The sequence below is a fragment of the uncultured Thomasclavelia sp. genome, from assembly GCF_944324745.1.
Classification (GTDB): domain Bacteria; phylum Bacillota_I; class Bacilli_A; order Erysipelotrichales; family Coprobacillaceae; genus Thomasclavelia.
The window spans coordinates 26,508-46,243 of the sequence record NZ_CALUXO010000086.1 but is presented as its reverse complement, the minus strand read 5'-3'; the positions used below and the strand labels follow the sequence as shown (position 1 = coordinate 46,243).

The following is a 19,736-nucleotide window of genomic DNA, read 5'->3' as shown; positions in this document are numbered from 1 at the left end:
CAATATACATCGTTCTAAATTTATAGATATTAAAATATGTTTTATGTTTACCCACTCGTTTTTGTTTAAATAATATTGGTCCTTTACTATCTAATTTTATCCAGATACATAAAATTAGAAATACTGGGCTTAATATTATCAAACCACAAAGTGATAAAATAAAATCAATAATTCTTTTTATTCCCCTAGAATACATATTTTTTCTCCACTATTAATTTAAATTCAACGTTTTGATATTGATATCACGTTCAGTTCGATAAAAGATTGGTAATCCAGTTTCCACTAGTTGAATAAAAGCAATGATAATTAGAATCGGTGAAAGAATAATTAACCCTGATAATGAAATCACGACATCTAAAAATCTTTTTATATAATGATTATAAAAAGAATTATATTTTTCTTGTAAAATCACATAATATCCCCCTTCATAATTCAATTTATCAATCATACATATGAAAAATCATTAATCTAATCCAATTTGAATTATAAATTTGGGCTGATGCTACAAATCATATATTAATATCCAAATAAAAAAATCTTTTAAGCTAATGCTTAAAAGATCAAAAAATTACTGTTTATTTTTAATTTTTCTTTTTAAGACAATAAAATCCCTGTAGAACTACAAAAAGACATAGTTCTACTAGGTTATATATGACCATTTCAAATCCGTAACATGCCCAAGTCAATGATTACTTCATTAAAAATATTATCTGATTAATAAATCTTATAACTACTTGTAACATTATAGAGTATAATATTTCATTTTTCAATCTAAATTTAGCTAATTTTAAATTTTTTTGTGATTTATTAAATCTATAATTAAACTTAAAAGTGATATTTATTGTATTAAAAGACAAAAAAAGCGAGGTCTAAGCCTCGCTACTAAGAGTAGTAATCATTTGATTTATTCTTTCTAACCATTGATCAGATTTAGGTAAACTAATTGTTATTTTACCACCACTTTGTTTAAACTGTGGTCGGGTAAATAAACGATTAACTAGTTCAAAGAACTGATCACCTTTTAATTCACTACTATATTTACTTGTAAAAGTAACTTCCATCCGATCTTTAACTTCAACGATTTTATCAACAATTGTGGTTGAAGCTAAAATATCTAATTTTCTTTTTTCAATCAAGACAGCTACTTCTTTAGGTAACTTACCGTAATAATCAATAAATTCTGATTTTAAATGATCAATAGCACTAATAGTCTTAGTTTGATCTAACCGTTGATATAATTCTAATTTTTCAATATCACTAGAAACATAATCATGAGGAATATATCCATCAACCTTAACATTAACAGTTTTAATTTCTTTGGTTTCTTCTATCTCTTTTCCCATTTTTTCATCAACAGCTTCTTTTAAGATTTTCATAAACATCTCAAAACCAATAGAATCGATAAAACCAGATTGGGTGCCACCTAAAATATCCCCAGCACCACGAATTGCTAGATCACGCATGGCAATTTTATAACCACTACCTAATTCAGTGAATTCCTTAATGGCTTTAAGTCGTTTAGTCGCTTCTTCATTTAAAACTTTTGATGGATTATAAAGTAAATAAGCATAAGCTCCTCGATTACTACGGCCAACCCGACCTTTGATTTGATATAATTGACTTAAACCAAAATGATCAGCATCTTCAACAATTATCGTATTGGCATTAGGAATATCAATTCCAGTTTCAATAATTGTCGTACAAACTAGTACATTAAATTCTTTATTGACAAAGCGCATCATTACATCTTCTAACTCATTTTTATCCATTTGACCATGACCTACTGCTACTTTAGCCTGTGGGATGGTTAGTGAAATGTTATAAGCTACTTCATTAATTCGACTAGTATTATTATACAAATAGAAGACTTGTCCATCTCTAGCTAATTCACGCTCAATGATTTGTTTAATCAATAAGCTATTTTTACCAACAACATAGGTTTGAATTGGCTGCCGGTTTTTTGGTGGCGTTTCGATTTGTGATAATCCCCGAATTCCCATCAACGACATCTGTAATGTTCTTGGTATTGGGGTGGCTGTTAGGGTTAAAACATCAATCGTTTTTCGATATTCTTTAATCTTTTCTTTTTGTCTTACTCCAAAACGTTGTTCTTCGTCAATACATAATAATCCAATATCTTTAAAAACAACATCTGAAGATAAAATTCGATGAGTTCCTACTAATAAATCAATTTTCCCTTCTTTTAAGTCTGCTAAAATCTGTTTACGATTTTTAGCTGTCGTAAAACGATTTAATAAAGCTACTTTTACCGGAAAATCTTTAAACCTTTCTTGCATTGTTTTATAATGCTGCATTGATAAAATAGTTGTTGGGCATAAAAAAGCTACTTGTTTATTAGCTAAAATAGCTTTAAAAGCAGCGCGTAAAGCAACTTCAGTTTTACCAAATCCTACATCACCACATAACAGACGATCCATTGGCTGTGGTTTTTCCATATCCGCTTTTATTTCAGCAACTGAACGAGCCTGATCAGCTGTCAATTCATAACCAAAAGCATCTTCAAATTCTTTTTGCATCTGGTTATCTGGTGGAAAAGCAAAACCTGGCTGATTGATTCTAGCAGAATAGATTTCTATCAATTTATCAGCAATACCATCAACTTTATTTCGAGCTTTAGCTTTAGATTTTTGCCAGTTAGAACTTCCAAGCTGATTAATCTTTGGTACTTTTCCTTCACTGCTGGAATATTTACGAATCAGCTTAAATTGTTCAACTGGAATATATAAAGTATCATTATTTGCATAAGCCACATATAGATAATCTTTATGAAATCCTTGAACCTCTAATGTTTTAATTCCTAAATACTGTCCAATTCCATAATTATCATGAACAACATAATCACCAATATTTAATTCCTGATAATCTTTAATAACCTTAGCATTCTTATATTTAAAATACTTAGGTTTATTTAAATTACGAGTCTTAAACAACTCATTAGCACTAATAATAACAATTTTCTCATCTAATAATTCAACTCCCGCATTAAGACGATAAATTCCAATATTCAATCCAGGATACAACTCATCTTTTATTCCAACTAAAGTATATCCCATTTCATGACGATCAAACATTTCACACATTAACTGTACCTGATGCTTATCATCTAATGCCAATACTACCTTAGAAACTTTTAAATAATCTCTTATTTCCTTAATTAACTGATTTTCATCATTATTATCTAATAAAACTGGTCGTGCATTAAAGACAATATCACTATCTTTAGTTTCAAAAGAACTGAAAGATACTGCTTTTCGATCTAGTATTTGATATAAATCACTGAATAAATGTAATCCAGAAACCGCCTTACCAATAGTCGTCAATTCTTTATAATAATAGAAATTTTCTTCCAGGTAATTTTTATACGCTGTTTCGATTTCCTTTCGATTTACCTGAATAATTAATGGATCATCAAGATAATCTAACAGATTAGTCGTATTTTTAAATAAATTATAATAGCTATATAAATCAAAACCCGTTCCATGATTACGAAGATTCTCTTGATCAATGGAAACTTTGTTCAAATAATCATCTTGATAAATTTCATCAAGTTCCTCATATTGCAAATCTCTTAAGTCATTGATCTTGCTTAGTACCGCTCTAACTTCACTGTCTTCATATAAAATATCACTAGCTGGTATAATCGTAACTTCATTTGTTGTTTCAATTTTTCGTTGACTATTTTGATCATAGAAACGAATATTATCAATTTCATCATCAAAAAATTCAATTCGAATTGGATTTTCATATTGAATTGAATAAACATCGATAACACCACCACGCTTAGAAAAATAAAATGGCTGATCTACTCGTAAGGCACTTTGATATCCTGCTTTAATTAATTGCTTTTGAAGATCATAAATATTAATTCGCATCCCAACTTTGACTTCGATACAATTATCTTTAAATAACTGCTTAGTTGGTAGATAACGCACTAAAGCCTGACCATGAGTAATTAAGATCTTTGGCTTATCTAAGGTTAACTGATATAACGTATCGATACGCTGTCCTAATATTTCTGGTGAGGCTGCTAAAGTTTCAATTCGATATGATTCATCAACTGGAAAAAATAAACAATCTTGTTCATTTATTAAAAGCAATTGCTGATAAAGCAAATTAGCTTCATATTGATTAGGTTTGATTACTATAATATTTTTTTGTAAGTGTAAAAAGGCACTAGTTATAAGTAGTGCCTCATCGTTAACATCATTAACGATGATATTACCCTGACCTTTAAGCAAGGTCTTAAAAGCCAGGTTATTCTGTAATATTTCATCTATCTTCTTCATAATATCCCCTAATTATAATGATTCATCGCATAATCAAAATCATGATCAAGATAATCAAGAATCGCTGCTGTTGCTTTTTCAATCCCTTCATTAATTGCTGCATCTTCTTCTTCGGTAAATTTAGATAGAACATAATCAACAACTTTCATATAAGGATGACGATCGATTCCAACCCGAATCCGTTTAAAATCTTGCGATGATAAATGAGAAATGATATTTTTGATCCCATTATGTCCGCCAGCACTGCCACTTTTACGTAATCTTAGCTTTCCTACTGGCATATCTAAATCATCATAAATCACTAATATATCATCAATATCAATTTTATAAAAATTCATCGCAGCAATAACTGCTTCACCTGATAAATTCATAAATGTCTGTGGCTTTAATAAAATAACATCTTCACCATGATATTTACATTTAACATATAAAGCTTTAAATTTTTTTTGATCAATACTGACATTAAGCTTTTTAGCCAAATTATCAATGACCATAAAGCCCGTATTATGCCTTGTCTTGTCATATTCTTTACCAGGATTTCCTAAACCTACAATTAATTTCAAATTAAACTCTCCTATCTAGCTAAAATAACAACTGTTTTAGCTCCAATTTGATTATCGGTAATCTTACCATAAAGTAACTGATAATCAGTTTCATTATAATCAAAAGTAAAACTAGATGGGTTAATATAAATCACAAATTGCCGATATGGCCCCTCATCTTGTTTTAGAGTATATTTTAACATTTTAAAGTCAATATTTTCAACCCAAACATTAGCTTCAATTTCTTCTGTTGTAGCATAACGGAAACATTTATTATCTTTTCTTAACTGAATGATTTTTTTAATATCCTCAACATCCTCTTTATAGATATCTCGAAAATCCCAATTAATTGAATTAATATTATCAGGCGAATTATAACTATTTCCAATTCCACCTTTAGTCCGATAGAACTCCTGCCCCGCATGGATAAAAGGAACTCCTTGGGCAATCAAAGTCACAATTGTCAAATTCTTCTGACGATTTAAAATTCCATTCAATCCCTCTTCAACATTAGAAATATACAATTTATCAAAAACCGTAGCATTATCATGACATTCAACATAATTAATTGACTGATCAGGAGTAGTATAGCGGTTACATGCGGTCAAAACATTACGAGCCCGTTCCGTTTCATAAAGATTTCCCGTTACAAAACCTTTATTAACTAAAACTCCATCACTGCTGCCACCCTTGATAACATCACGAAATTCATCATTGAAAAAACTAATATGTGGCATCATATAATGGTTAAATTGCATTGCTTTTTGATCATCAGGTAAATTAGTTGGCATATTCCAGCCTTCACCATAGACCATAAATGAATCATCATAAGCATGACAAATTGAATAAACCTGATTGATTGTATCAATATCAATGATACCCATCAAATCAAATCGATATCCATCAACACCATAAAAACTTTGCCAACGTCGTGACATATCAATAATATACTTTCTAACCATATATTTACAGCTATCTAAATCATTTCCACACCAAGAACCATTAGATAATGTATCATCAGGATTTCTTCTAAAATAATATCCTGGGACAATTCGTTCAAACGCACTAGCATTAACATCATACATATGATTATACACTACATCCATAACTACTCTAATGCCTTGACGATGGACCTTGGCAATCATTTTTTTACATTCTAAAACCCGACTATAGCCATCATTAGGATCAGTACAATAACTTCCTTCAGGAACATTGTATTGAGCAGGGTCATAACCCCAATTATATAAAAGTTCCTGATTATTTTCATCAACTGTAGCAAAATCAAAAATTGGTAATAATTGTAAATGGGTAATACCTAAATCTACTAAATAATCTAAACCAGCACTATTTCCATGTTTAGTTAAAAGAGCAGTCTCACTAATTCCAGCAAATTTACCCTTATGTTTACTACGACAATTTTCATACATAGTAAAATCACGAACACTAACTTCATAAATAATAGCATCCGTTTTATTATTTAATGGTTGTAAATACTTGCGATTTAAATCAACATGACATTTATTTAAATCAATTATAATACTGCTTCTACCATTAGCTGAAGAACTATATGCATAAGGATCCAAAGCACTTATAAAACTATCATGATGTCTAACTAAATATACATACTCACAATTATCATAATCTCCAGCTAAATACAAGCAAAAAACACCATGTTCAGTCCTAGTCATGCTATAACTAACTGACTCATGATTTTTAGTAATTCGCACTTTAACCTCTAATGCTGTTGGCGCCCAAACTTTAAAAGATGTATAATCAGGATAGTAAGTACTACCCAGATCATGTCCATCATAATGATTAGCCTTCATAAAATCAGGATCTTTTACCAGCTGAGTATATTGTAAAGTCTCACTTAATCCATAGGCATCAACAACTTGATATATTTGTGAAAAATCAATTTTGACATCATCAAAAAAATAATGCGTATATTTTTCTTCAACATACTTGGCAGAAATTTCAATTTCTTCCAACTTTCCTGTTTGAACATTGCGTAAATAAAATTTGCCACTATTCCCGTCATAATATTGTCGAACTAATAAAACCTCTATCTTATTTTCAGCAACCATTTTCGCAATCATTCTTACAGCACTATTTTCCATGATATTCACCCCTTAACCTAGAACTCATTATATCTTATCATTTCAAATAAGGCAATCAAATACACGGGTGATAATTAGTTATTTTTCGGTTTTAATCAATATAATTTAAATAACTAGATTTAACCAAAAATAATATAATTATTTAGATAGATTTTACATAATTTCCATTAAAAAGATTGTCTAAAAAAGGATAAATCGCTAAGCGATTTATCCTAAGTTTTAGAATTTTAATTTTTCTAGATGCCAGATATCATCTACATATTGTTGAATAGTTCTATCTGAAGAGAAGTAACCACTCTTAGCAATATTAACTAAACATGCTCTTGCCCAACGGCTAGGATTTTGATACATTTCCCGAATTCTAATTTGTGTTCCACAGAATGATTCATAATCAGCTAAAACAAAATATTCGTCATTTTTATTCATCAATTCTTCAAAAATAACTCTGAATTCTTCACGATTTTCAATGAATGTACCATCCATCAAGCTATCAATAGCACGTTTTAATCTTGGATCATTATTGTAATAATCCCAAGCACGATACTCACCACTGTCACGTAATTGTTTAACTTCTTCATCTTTTAAACCAAAGATAACGCAGTTTTCTTCACCAACACGTTCAGCAATTTCAACATTAGCACCATCTAAAGTACCAACAGTAATCGCACCGTTCATCATAAATTTCATATTACCAGTACCACTAGCTTCTTTACCAGCTGTAGAAATTTGTTCTGAAACATCAGCTGCTGGCATGATTTTTTCAGCTAAAGTTACTCCATAGTTTTCTAAGAAAACAACTTTTAAATATTTATTTGTTTCAGGATCGTTATTAACAACATCCCCAACACTATTAATTAATTTAATGATCTTTTTAGCAAAATAATAACCACTTGCAGCTTTAGCACCAAAGATAAATGTTCTTGGTTCAATTCGATAATCTGGATTATCTTTCATTCTAAAGTATAAATCAATAATGTGTAATACATTTAATAATTGACGTTTATAAGCATGAAGACGTTTTACTTGAATATCGAAAATACTATTAACATCAACTTCAATACCATTATGTTCTTTAATATAATCTGCTAAGATTTGTTTTCTTTGTTTCTTAACTTCTAAGAAACGTTTTTGAAGATTTTCATCATCAACATGATCCATTAAATCTTCTAACTTTTCTGGATGTTTGATCCAGTCATCACCGATATATTCAGTGATTAATGATGATAATTCAGGGTTACAATATGCCAACCAACGACGATGAGTTACCCCGTTTGTTTTATTGTTGAATTTATTTGGATATAGTAAAGCAAAATCTCTTAATTCACGATGAGCTAAAATATCAGAATGTAATCTAGCTACCCCATTGACACTAAAGCTTCCAACAATTGCAAGTCTTGCCATATAAACAGTTCCATCACGTAAGATCATTACTCGATTTACTAATTCATCATCATGATCACTAACCATTTTAGCGTATCCGATAAAACGACGATGAATTTCTTCAATGATCTGATAGATTCTTGGTAATAATGACTGCATTAGACTAATTGGCCATGTTTCCATTGCTTCAGCTAAAATTGTATGATTTGTATAAGCAAATGTTTGAGTTGTAATATCCCAAGCTTCTTCCCATTCAAAATCATGTTCATCAATTAAGATTCTCATTAATTCTGGAATTGCCAAAACTGGATGAGTATCATTTAATTGAATAACTACTTTTTCATGGAAATTACTTAAACTTGGATATTGTCTCAAGTGTGCTTTAACAATTGAAGCTAAACCAGCACATGTAAAGAAATATTCTTGTTTTAAACGTAATGTTTTACCAGCTGGTGTAGAATCATCAGGATAAAGCATTTGGCAAATATCACGAACATTTTGGATATATTGTCTAAAATCCTGATTAGCTGGAATATTATCACTAGCTTCAGCTTGCCATAATCTTAAAGTATTAGTAGTTGCTGTATCATTACCAACGATTGGTACATCATAAGGAACCGCATATACTTCTTCAGCATCAACATGTTCGTATTTACCTGTTTCTTCATTGAAAACAATTTTTCCAAAGAATTTTACTGGTACTCGATGTTTAGGTTTTCTTACTTCCCAGTTAAACCCTACCTGCATCCATTGATCAGGTAATTCAATTTGATAACCATTTTCGATTTTTTGCTTAAATAAACCGTATTCATAACGGATAGTATGTCCATGACCTGGATATTTTAATGAAGCAAGTGAATCCATGAAACATGCTGCTAAACGACCTAGACCACCATTTCCAAGTCCTGCATCACTTTCTAATTCCTCTAAGTCATGAATATTGATACCATATTCAGCTAATCCTTCTTTAGCGATTTCATAGATACCAAGGTTCATCATATTGTTAACTAAAAGACGCCCCATTAAAAATTCCATTGAAAAATAATGCATTTGTTTTTGACAATTATTACGAATCATTGCTTTACTTGTAGCCCAGTTTACAGATGCGTAGTCACGCACCATTGTTTCTAGTACTAAAAAGCGTTCAGTAATATGACTTTCTTCAACTGTTCTACCATATGATTCAATAATTCTACGTGAAAACTCAAATTTAAATTCATCTTTGTTTTTAAACATATTATCTCCTCTTCGTTACCAGTTTTATTTAGATTTAGGTGCTCTATATTCGAAAATCATGCTGCCAAAAGGAGCAATATTTACTGGTATGTAATATTCTTTATTTAATGTTTGACCCTTTTTAGCTCTAATAGCCCGTTTATTAGTGAAATTACTTCCGGTATAAATATCGGTATCACTATTAATTATTTCTTTGTATGATCCCGGTTTATTAACTGGAATCTTATATCCCTCATGTTTATTTCCGGTAAAATTCATAACTGCAATTAATGAGCTGCCATCAAGTCCTTTACGTTCAATCGCAAAAACACTTTGTTGCCGATCATCAACTACCAGCCATTCAAAACCATCCATACCATAATCTTGTTCATACATACATGGATAGTCTTTGTAAATTTCATTTAAACGAATCATGAAATGATGGAAAGAGTCATGGATTGGATATTTTAAAATATTCCATCCTAGTGCTACTTTTTCATCCCATTCTTTATATTCACCTAATTCATTACCCATGAAGTTAAGTTTTTTACCTGGGTGAATCATCATATAAGTATAGAGAGTCTTCAATTGAGCAAATTTTTGTTCATGAGTCCCCCAAATTTTATCGACAATTGTCCCTTTACTATGAACTACTTCATCATGTGAAAATGGCAAAATAAAGTTTTCGCTATAGAAATATGCCATTGAAAACGTCATTAAATTATGATCACTTTGACGATAAACTGGATCAAGTTTCATATATTTTAATGTATCATTCATCCAGCCTAGATCCCATTTATAATCAAAACCTAAACCGCCAACATCTGGTGACTTAGTTACACCATTAAAATCACTAGAATCTTCAGCAATTAACATAACTCCTGGATAATAACCTTTCATATGGTTATTCATACGACGCATAAATTCAACTGCTCCGTCATTTAATCCAGCTTCTTTATTACCTTTCCAATAGATTAAATTACTTACGGCATCAAACCGTATTCCATCAACGTGGAAATATTCCGCAAAAAAGGCTACGCTACTCATTAAAAAGCTTCGCACTTCCTCACGTCCAACATCAAAATAAACACTATCCCATTCAGTATAACGACGATTAATATCTGGGTAGTCATAAACAAAACCACCATCAAATTGATATAAACCATGTCCATCTTTAACAAAATGGGCAGGAACAAAATCCATAATAACACCAATTCCGGCCTTATGACAAGCATTAATGAACTTCATCAATCCTTTTGGTTCACCATACCGGCTAGTTACACTAAAATATCCTGTCGCTTGATAGCCCCAAGATCCATCAAATGGAAACTCAGTTAAAGGCATTAATTCTAGATGAGTATAATGATTTTCTACTAAATACGGTATTAGTAAATCAATCATTTCCTCATAAGTATAAAATTCTCCGTCTTCTTCATCAGTAAAATCTTTTTTCATCTTCCAAGAGCCAATATTGGCTTCATATATATTCATCGGCTTATCAAAATTCTTAGTTCGAGCATTAAGCCAGCGTTTATCTGACCAACGGAAATTTTCAATATTGTAAACCCGTGAAGCTGTTCCTGGTCTTAATTCGCTATAAAAAGCATATGGATCAGCCCGATCAACAGTTGCTGAATTTTGGGTTTCAATTCGATATTTATACAATGCCTTTTCTTTTACCCCAGGAATAAATAACGTCCAAATACCACCATCGGTATATCTTTCCATATAATGATTACTTCCATCCCAGTTATTGAAATCACCAACGACTTGCACACTTTTAGCATTAGGTGCATAAACGGTGAAGCGGACACCTTTTTTATGGTCATTTGTTTCTAAATGAGCCCCAAAAATCTTGTACGCTTCTAGCGTATTTCCTTTATGAAATATATGAATCAAAAAATCGTCGAGCATGTGTCACTCCCCCTTTTCTAAGATAGAATCATTATATCATATTTAAACTAGCATTTCATTAAAAAATGATAACGCTTTCAAAAAACCCATAATTATATTTTTTAATAAATAACTTACAATTTTTATTCAAAAAACGAATAAAAAACAAAAAATTGCTTATTATATCATCAAAAAATCACTTCGGCTTTGGACACGTTCCTATTCTAACATAAATATCAAAAATAAAAAGAAATTTTTTCATAAATTAAAAAAATCATCGATATAACGTAAAAAATAATCATTATTAAATAAATATTCTAAAATTTAGGATTAATTGCACGACTATTAACAAATATCCCAATCCTAAATTAAATATTTATATGCTGATATTTTTTACGATACTGGGCTGGCGTCAATCCATAAAAATTATTAAAAGAATTATAAAAAGAACTAAGACTAGTAAATCCATTTTCAAAAGCAATATCTACAATTGGATAATCCGTCTTTTCTAATAGACCGGCAACTTTTTTCAAACGATACATTACTAAATATTGTTTAGGTGAAATACCAGTATTTTCTTTAAATAATTTAGAAAAATAACGTTTAGACATCTTAAAAGAGCTGGCTATTTCTTCAATTGACAATTTTTCGTTATAATGACTTTCTAAATAATCTATCATATCATTAATGCGGTCTTTATTTTTATCGCTCTTAATATAAAGATGATTAATTTTCAATAATCTTTGACTTAATATATATAAAAGCTTTAATATTTGACTTTCAATGAATAAAAAACTATATTTTTCTTTGCTGCTACTTTCATGGACGATTTTTAAGATAGTTTCTTTAATTAAATGAATTGTTTGTAGATCTTGTGGATGGGTAAAATAGATATCTTGATTATTAAATTTTTGCTTAATATACGAATAATTAATATGCAGACAATAACCTTCAAATTCAGTTCCATCATCAATCGGGCAAAACTGATGTATTTCTTTTGAATTAATTATTATCACTTTATCATTAGAAAGCATCATTTCCTGCTCGTTCAAGAGCACTTTTAAACAACCGGCAATACCAATAACTATTTCTAAATGATCATGCCAATGTTTACTTTGATTATAACTGACAACCTGGGAATGAATTTTATAAATTTGGACTGGTAATTCTTCATCAATACGAATCTTTTCATATTTATAGATACTCATTCTAGCTCTCCTTGTATACAAAAATTACTAACTGTACCAATATCATTAATATTTCTATAAATATGTATTATAAATCATAAATAATAAGGATTCAATGGCATATGAATTACATTAATTCTTTTTTAATAAACATAACTATTGATAATTAACAGATATTAAAAGAAAAGGTAGATAAATTAATAATATCTACCTTTCAACTAGATTAAGAAATTTTATTTTTCTTTTTAATTACTGTAAATACAGCAACAGCACCAGCTGCCAAAGCAATTGCTGTAATATATGGAGCAATTAACATATCATCACCAGTACGTACTGCACTAGAAGATGGCTTAGCTGCAGTCACATTTCCAGAATCATCAGGATTTGTGGTAGTAGTTTGATCTTGTGAACCACTTGGATCGGTTACTGGAGTATTTGGATCTTGTGAATCATCAGGATTTTCTGGAGTTTGTAAATCTAAACGAATAGTTTCTCCAGTTTCTAAATCACGAGCATATTTACTCATGAATTCCCACATCAACTTAGCATCAGGATAATAATTCCAATGTCCCCATCCATAGATACGTGCCATTGAAATTTCAACACCTTTAGCATTTTCAATTACACCAACATCAATTTTTGCAATATTTTCAGCATTAGCTTCAATTGTATAATGAGTGGTCCATGGAACACCATATAAATATGCAAAGTCTGGGTCGACAGCTTGAGTTACATCCATATCATTTAATTCTTGATATAATTGTGCTACTTGTAAACCTGCATTTATTTCTGTAGTATCGAAAGCATCTTTACAATATTCATCACCATCACCAGTGAAGAAAATGATTGGCATATCATATTTATCTTTATTTTGGGCTACCATTTCTTTATTTGTATCACTAGCTCCAAATGGACCTGAATGACCAGCACCAGCTGCAAAGACATCAGCGTTTGATAAACAGATATTTGTCGTATTTCTACTTCCAGCTGATAAACCAGATGCATAAATTCTTGATGTATCGATTTGTGGATATTTTTCTTCAATTATTTCTAACATTGTAATAACATCAGAATCTGGTGTTTCATTAGAATCATCAGTCATTGGATCATAAGTATATCCTTGATATGTATGTCCTTGCCATTCTGGACAAATTAAGATAATTCCTTCTTCGCTGGCAATTTGAGCCCAACCAGATGTATCATATTGAGTTCTTGGATCGTTTGTATTTCCATGGAATAAAACAACTACTGGAACTGATCCTTGTGCAGCATTAACTGATTGTTCTGGAATATATTCATACCATAATGAATCAATACCATCGTTATCTAAATCTTGTGTTACCACAGTACGATTAATATTATCGATTGCATCGATTGAATCAAAATATTGATATTTTCTAGCTTGATCAACTTCAGTATTTCCAGTAATTAATGGTCTTGAATACCAAGTAGCTGTTTCTTTATAAACATCACTATAATTTCCAATCCGACCAAATTTATTTAATACTTGATTCCATGCATCTTGAGTAGCTGTAACAGCATTTACAGATGTATCATTATTGACTACTACTATTTCATAATGACTTTCAGGATTTTGATAATATCCAGCACTTACTTCACTTGCGCTATTAGCACTAACATATTTATCAACAATATTTTGGTTATCAGTAACTAAATATGTTGGAACCGAAACATTAACATCAGCCCCCTCTTCTGGGTTGATTAAAGCTAATCCAGCGACAAAATTCATATAACCAGTCAGATTTTGGTTAATAAAAGTTGCCCCATCACCAATACCAATTAATTTAATATTGCATGATGTACTGATTTTTTTAACGATTGCTTCAAAACCAGCAACATCTTCAGCAGTAAAGCTTTGTCCATTTTCTGGTCTAGCTACATAAACACTGCTAGCACTACGATCTACAACTTCTTTAATACCTGAATCAACAATATAAGTTTCAGCTTCCTCATCACTCATATAACCATCGGGATAAACAATAAATGTTGCAGCAGCAGTAGCATTACTAGATTCAATGCTTAATAAATTGCTGGCACTATAGATATAAGCTTCATCCATAGTATTGATTGATTCCAGATATGTTTCCACAAATTCTGGTAAAGTATCAATTTTAGCTTTAGCACCATTACTTGAAAGTTCAATTGCATCACTAGCCCAAGCAACGGCATCATATGGTGATTGAATAGTTGTACCATCAGATAATCCCGTAATTACTTGTGCCATATCATTGAAATATTGAATTGTCATTTCTTCTGGTCTTTGAGCATTAGATTCATCAAACTGTTGCCAGCGATGTCCAGCTAAAATAACCGCATTAGGCATTTCATTCATGATATTACGAGCTAATGTACATCCTTCATTTAAGGCAGCAATTGGGTTACCATTATTAGTTGCCCATAACGCCCAAACAAAACCACTACCAAAAGTATCCCCAATAAATAAAGCTTCATGAGTAGTATCTTTGATCATCAAAGAACCTTCAGTATGAGCACCAACAACATAAAATTGATATGGATTACCGTAAATAGTTACAGTATCCCCATGATTAACTGTCTTAACAATTCCTTTATCAACAAACTGTTGTAAAGCTGTAACAGCACCATCATAATCTGGTTCACTGATATAAACTTCTTCAACATTAATATTTTCAAATACGGCTGTTGAAGTACCAAAACCAGTATGATCACCATGATTATGAGTAATTAAAATAGTTAATGGTTTATCACCAACCATCGATTCAACAATTGTTTTAGCATTTGCTTCATCTTCACTGTCTTTAGCAGCTCCATTACCTAGATCCACTAAAATTACATCATTATCTTCAACAATAAAATACATTGAAGATGGGTTGTTCATATTACCCTCATCATCATAAGCACCACCTGGAAGAGCTGTCGTTCCTTCATCCCAGTGATAAATATTATCTTTGATCTTTTCAACTTTATACTTTCCTAATTCAGCATATCCATCGTCTTGAAGATCAGCCAAAAAGGCATTATCACCGACTTGAAACTCGGCAATTTCCGGTACTTTAGAGTCATCTTCGATTGCATAGATAGCACTAACACCACCTAATGCAAACATCAGGCATAATGAACTAATCAAAAATTTCTTGAATTTTTTGTACATCTCTTTCAATCCTCCTTGGTGATAATTATATCATTTAAAGCGCTTCCATTCTTCCTAAAATAAGAACAATTTTTTACTTTTTTATCACATAAATATAAAAAATAGTGATTTATATGTAAAAAAATGGTAAACAATAATTATTTACCATCCTATTTATGATTGATCAAATAATCAACACTATCTAATTTCTTTTGACTTTCATGAAGCTGCTTTAACATATTATTTCTTACTTTGATTAAAATATTTACCTGATTACTTTGATTACGATAATATTCAACTAAACTATCTTCATCAAACCCCATATCTAAAAAATAAATCATTTCCACAATTTTTCTAATATCTTCATCATTAAATTGATACTGTCCTTTTTGGCAAGTAACACCGTCCAATAAACCCAATTTTTCTAACTTTTTAATATCACTTAAAGCAATCTTAAAACTCTCTTTTAACCCAAAACAATCCATATTAAATCTCCTTTACCTTAATTTTAAAAGAAGCTTATCAATATGTCTAATACTCATTTTAAATGCATTTAATGTGTTTTAAGCATGATTTACTATCTTTTTTCCTTTATTTCTTTAGAAATAAAATCAATAAATTTAGTTATAGTAAAGCCAAATGATTGATACTTTTTCCATACTACTAATGAAGTCGTTGTCATCTTCGGATACAATGGTCGAAAACATAAATTAGATCCAACCACATTTTCAATAGAACCTTCGATAATAATCGCATACCCAATATCATTTTCTACCAAGATTGCCGCTGTCGTCGATAATTCAGATACCGCAGCAAAATTTAGGCGCTCATAATCACTGCCAATCCATTTCTTTAACTGATTTTGGGTTTCAACTCTAGCGGTATTAATTAGCGGAATTGTTAGTAAGTCATCTACGGTAATATATTCTTTACTAGCTAATGGCGCATCTTTGTTCATTAAAATTCCCCAGGTCTCCAGTTTATTCATTCTTAAAAAATTTAATTTTTCTAAATCAACCGGTTCAATTACAAAACCAATATCAACTAAACCATTATCGATGGCCTCAACAATAAAATCAGTATTACCATTACGAATTTTAAATGTAACATCTGGATACATTTCTTTAAATTTCTTTATATATTTACCCATCGTATTAGTGGCTTCCGTAATACCACAAGCCAAAACAATTTCACCAGATACATCATTACCCTGATTACTGATTTCTAACTCAGTTTTTTCTGATAAACTTACAATTTCTTCAGCCCGTCTTTTTAATAACATTCCGGTATCAGTTAATACCATTTTTCGTTTACCACGAATAAATAGAGCAGCCCCTAATTCATCTTCTAATTGCATTAACTGACGGCTTAAAGTAGGCTGGGTAATATGTAAAATTTCAGCAGCTTTAGTGATATTTCCCTCTCGGGCAACTGCCAAAAAATATTTCAAAACTCTTATTTCCACTAACAAACACCTCCACTGTTGATTATTTTATTTAATCAATTTTATCATTAAATAGTTGATTATTCAATTATGTCCAATTAAACAAAAAGATTCAAAATGTGACATTTTGAATCTTTGAATACTTTTAATTACTAGCTAGACAATTCTGACATCCTTGATCTGATTGTGTCATGTTGCAGCTTTGAATTTGACATTCAGTATCTTGATCAAGAATAATTTCACCAATACTATCAGCATAGATATAACCAGATTCTGGATTTTTAACACTGACAATATTTCCTTTAACTTTAGCGCGTACTTCACTTTTTTCAAAGCTTAAATCAGTATCGATCATTTCACAATCTTCTAAAACTAATCCTTTGGCATAACATAATGGTTGGGTACCGATGATTTTGCAACGAACTAATTTTAGGTTTTCACTATACCAAGCTAGATATTCACCTTTAACAACACTATCATAAACTGTAACATTTTTACTATGCCAGAAAGCATCCTTAGTATCTAAATATGAATTTCTAATTACCATATCATGAACATATTGGAATGAATATTTACCACTTAATTCAAAATGATTCAATTCAATTTGATGACTGTTTAAAAATGGATATTCCCCAGTTAATTTACAATGTTCTAACTTTAAATGATCTGACATCCAGCCAAATTCTGGTGAAATAATATCACAATTAGTTAATGTCACATTGTGACATTCTCTTACTGCTTTAATACCATGTAGCTTACTATTTTCAATTGTAACATCATGATCATACCACAAAGCAGCTCGACATAAATCTGTCATTTCAGTATTTAATATTTTGCCATGGTTTACATGCCAAAATGGATATCTTAATGCAAAGAAACATGAATCAACTGTAATATCATGAGTTTCTTTAAATGGTGATTCTCCATCTTGAGGACCTTCGAAAACACAATTAACTACTTCACTATCATGAATACCATATAATGCTCTTTCTTCATCAAAACGTTGATTTTCAATTTTCATATTTTCACTTTCCTTCTTAAAAATTTATATTTGTATCTATTATCTTTTCTTTTGACACTATTATCTTAAACCGAATTTATTTATATGTCTAATACTTGTTTTTTATCATCTTATATGCCTGACAAGCATATCTTCTAAATAATTTTAAATTCTTTCCATTTACCACTAATAAAACGAATCATAAACAATACCGAACGACATAACCAATCAGATCCCATGGCAATCCAAACCCCAATAATTCCCAGGTTTAAACCGATTCCAAATAAATATGCTGCTCCTAAACGAAATATTAACATTGAACCAATTCCAACAAACATCGAATATTTAACATCGCCAGCTGCTCTTAAACCATTTGGTAAAACAAATGAAGTTGGATGTAAAGCAAAAGCCATAACATTATGCATAATAACTAGAATATAAGTAAAATTTCTAGCCTCATTAGAAAGAGTATAAAGATTTAAAATATATGGTAATCCTAAAATAACCACACCACCAATTATGGCTGTTACCACATAAGAAATCTTCATCAACTTTTTAATATAATAGCTGGCCTGATTATCATCACCAGCCCCGATACACTGTCCGACGATCGTTACAATGGCCAAATTAATCGCATTAACAACTACCACTGCGATTTGATCAACACTGCCTGCAACACTGTTTGCCGCAATCTGACTAGTACCAAATAAAGCTACAATACTAGTAACTAAAACACGACCTAAAGTAAATAAACCATTTTCAATTCCATTAGGAATAGCTATCTGTAAGATTTTTTTAATCATTACCAGATTAAATGTTTTAATATTCATAAAGGTAAGATATACTTTGTGGTTATGATCAAATGACATGATTAGCATAATAATGGCAACGACAATCCGCGAAACTAAAGTTGGTACCGCCACCCCAGCTACTCCGGCATGTAAGATAAAAACCCCAATATAGTTACCGACAATATTAATTGCATTCATCAATAATGAAACATACATTGTCACTTTAGTCTTTTCAATTGATCTAAACAAAGCCGATGAAGCATTGTAAACTCCTAAAAACGGAAATGACAAAGCTGTAATGATAAAATAGGTAATCGCCGCCTGCATAACATCAGCTTCAATCGAACCAAAAAATAAACTTAAAATTCCTTGATAAAACACTAAGCAAAAAATCATAATAACTACTGAAATAACAGTCATTACCGTGATTAATTGTCCTGAAGCTAACTTGGCCTTTTTTAAATCCTGACTACCAATATACTGGGAAACTACTACGGCACCCCCAGTGGCTACAGCTGATAAAACAGTAATGATTAAATTATTAACCATATCAACCAATCCAACCCCAGATATAGCCGCTTCGCCTACATAAGATACCATCATTGTATCCGCCATTCCTACGATCATGACTAAAATCTGTTCAATAATTAATGGCCAGATAAGCTTTTTTAACGATTGATTTGAAAATAACATTTTGATTCCTCCTTCTTAACAACTATATTATAAAAAG

Annotated in this window: 13 protein-coding genes; all 13 read right to left on the bottom strand. The window is 30.8% G+C overall.

Features of this window, described 5'->3' with window-relative positions; translation table 11 throughout:
- On the bottom strand, positions 1 to 196 hold a 196-nt coding region (locus Q0K54_RS12420; protein WP_294581686.1), incomplete at its 3' end, for a sugar transferase.
- Positions 197 to 211: 15 nt separating this feature from the next.
- The gene (locus tag Q0K54_RS12415) at positions 212 to 412 is read right to left on the bottom strand and encodes a sugar transferase (RefSeq protein WP_294581685.1); all 201 of its coding nucleotides are present in this window, start codon (positions 410 to 412) and stop codon (positions 212 to 214) included.
- Between the two features lie 457 nt (positions 413 to 869).
- Positions 870 to 4,307, bottom strand: coding sequence for a transcription-repair coupling factor (gene mfd, locus Q0K54_RS12410; RefSeq protein ID WP_294581683.1), 3,438 nt, complete (start codon positions 4,305 to 4,307; stop codon positions 870 to 872).
- 8 nt (positions 4,308 to 4,315) lie between these two features.
- Positions 4,316 to 4,870 (bottom strand): aminoacyl-tRNA hydrolase, encoded by a 555-nt coding sequence (pth, locus tag Q0K54_RS12405; protein ID WP_294581681.1) that lies wholly within the window; start codon positions 4,868 to 4,870, stop codon positions 4,316 to 4,318.
- An 11-nt stretch (positions 4,871 to 4,881) separates the two neighbouring features.
- Positions 4,882 to 6,966, bottom strand: a complete 2,085-nt coding sequence (gene pulA, locus Q0K54_RS12400; RefSeq protein WP_294581680.1) for a type I pullulanase — start codon at positions 6,964 to 6,966, stop codon at positions 4,882 to 4,884.
- A 219-nt stretch (positions 6,967 to 7,185) separates the two neighbouring features.
- Positions 7,186 to 9,582: a glycogen/starch/alpha-glucan phosphorylase gene (locus tag Q0K54_RS12395; RefSeq protein ID WP_294581679.1), complete on the bottom strand. Its 2,397-nt coding sequence runs from the start codon at positions 9,580 to 9,582 to the stop codon at positions 7,186 to 7,188.
- A gap of 24 nt (positions 9,583 to 9,606) precedes the next feature.
- A complete protein-coding gene (gene glgB, locus Q0K54_RS12390; RefSeq protein WP_294581678.1) occupies positions 9,607 to 11,475 on the bottom strand; it encodes a 1,4-alpha-glucan branching protein GlgB in 1,869 nt (622 codons plus the stop codon).
- Positions 11,476 to 11,822: 347 nt separating this feature from the next.
- Positions 11,823 to 12,662, bottom strand: a complete 840-nt coding sequence (locus tag Q0K54_RS12385; protein WP_294581677.1) for an AraC family transcriptional regulator — start codon at positions 12,660 to 12,662, stop codon at positions 11,823 to 11,825.
- A gap of 202 nt (positions 12,663 to 12,864) precedes the next feature.
- Positions 12,865 to 15,792 (bottom strand): MBL fold metallo-hydrolase, encoded by a 2,928-nt coding sequence (locus tag Q0K54_RS12380; protein WP_294581675.1) that lies wholly within the window; start codon positions 15,790 to 15,792, stop codon positions 12,865 to 12,867.
- Positions 15,793 to 15,941: 149 nt separating this feature from the next.
- Positions 15,942 to 16,256 (bottom strand): hypothetical protein, encoded by a 315-nt coding sequence (locus Q0K54_RS12375; protein ID WP_294581673.1) that lies wholly within the window; start codon positions 16,254 to 16,256, stop codon positions 15,942 to 15,944.
- Between the two features lie 92 nt (positions 16,257 to 16,348).
- Entirely contained in the window at positions 16,349 to 17,236 is an 888-nt protein-coding gene (locus Q0K54_RS12370; protein WP_294581672.1) for a LysR family transcriptional regulator, read from the bottom strand.
- Positions 17,237 to 17,360: 124 nt separating this feature from the next.
- Complete coding sequence (locus tag Q0K54_RS12365) at positions 17,361 to 18,236, bottom strand: DUF3737 family protein (protein WP_294581670.1); 876 nt, start codon at positions 18,234 to 18,236, stop codon at positions 17,361 to 17,363.
- Between the two features lie 134 nt (positions 18,237 to 18,370).
- A complete protein-coding gene (locus Q0K54_RS12360) occupies positions 18,371 to 19,699 on the bottom strand; it encodes an MATE family efflux transporter (RefSeq protein WP_294581668.1) in 1,329 nt (442 codons plus the stop codon).
- Positions 19,700 to 19,736: the final 37 nt, after the last annotated feature.

Coding starts and splice junctions, on each gene's coding strand:
- mfd (WP_294581683.1), bottom strand. CDS start 4,307: ATGAAGAAGATAGATGAAATATTACAGAATAACCTGGCTTTTAAGACC.
- pulA (WP_294581680.1), bottom strand. CDS start 6,966: ATGGAAAATAGTGCTGTAAGAATGATTGCGAAAATGGTTGCTGAAAAT.
- Q0K54_RS12395 (WP_294581679.1), bottom strand. CDS start 9,582: ATGTTTAAAAACAAAGATGAATTTAAATTTGAGTTTTCACGTAGAATT.
- glgB (WP_294581678.1), bottom strand. CDS start 11,475: ATGCTCGACGATTTTTTGATTCATATATTTCATAAAGGAAATACGCTA.
- Q0K54_RS12385 (WP_294581677.1), bottom strand. CDS start 12,662: ATGAGTATCTATAAATATGAAAAGATTCGTATTGATGAAGAATTACCA.
- Q0K54_RS12380 (WP_294581675.1), bottom strand. CDS start 15,792: ATGTACAAAAAATTCAAGAAATTTTTGATTAGTTCATTATGCCTGATG.
- Q0K54_RS12375 (WP_294581673.1), bottom strand. CDS start 16,256: ATGGATTGTTTTGGGTTAAAAGAGAGTTTTAAGATTGCTTTAAGTGAT.
- Q0K54_RS12365 (WP_294581670.1), bottom strand. CDS start 18,236: ATGAAAATTGAAAATCAACGTTTTGATGAAGAAAGAGCATTATATGGT.
- Q0K54_RS12360 (WP_294581668.1), bottom strand. CDS start 19,699: ATGTTATTTTCAAATCAATCGTTAAAAAAGCTTATCTGGCCATTAATT.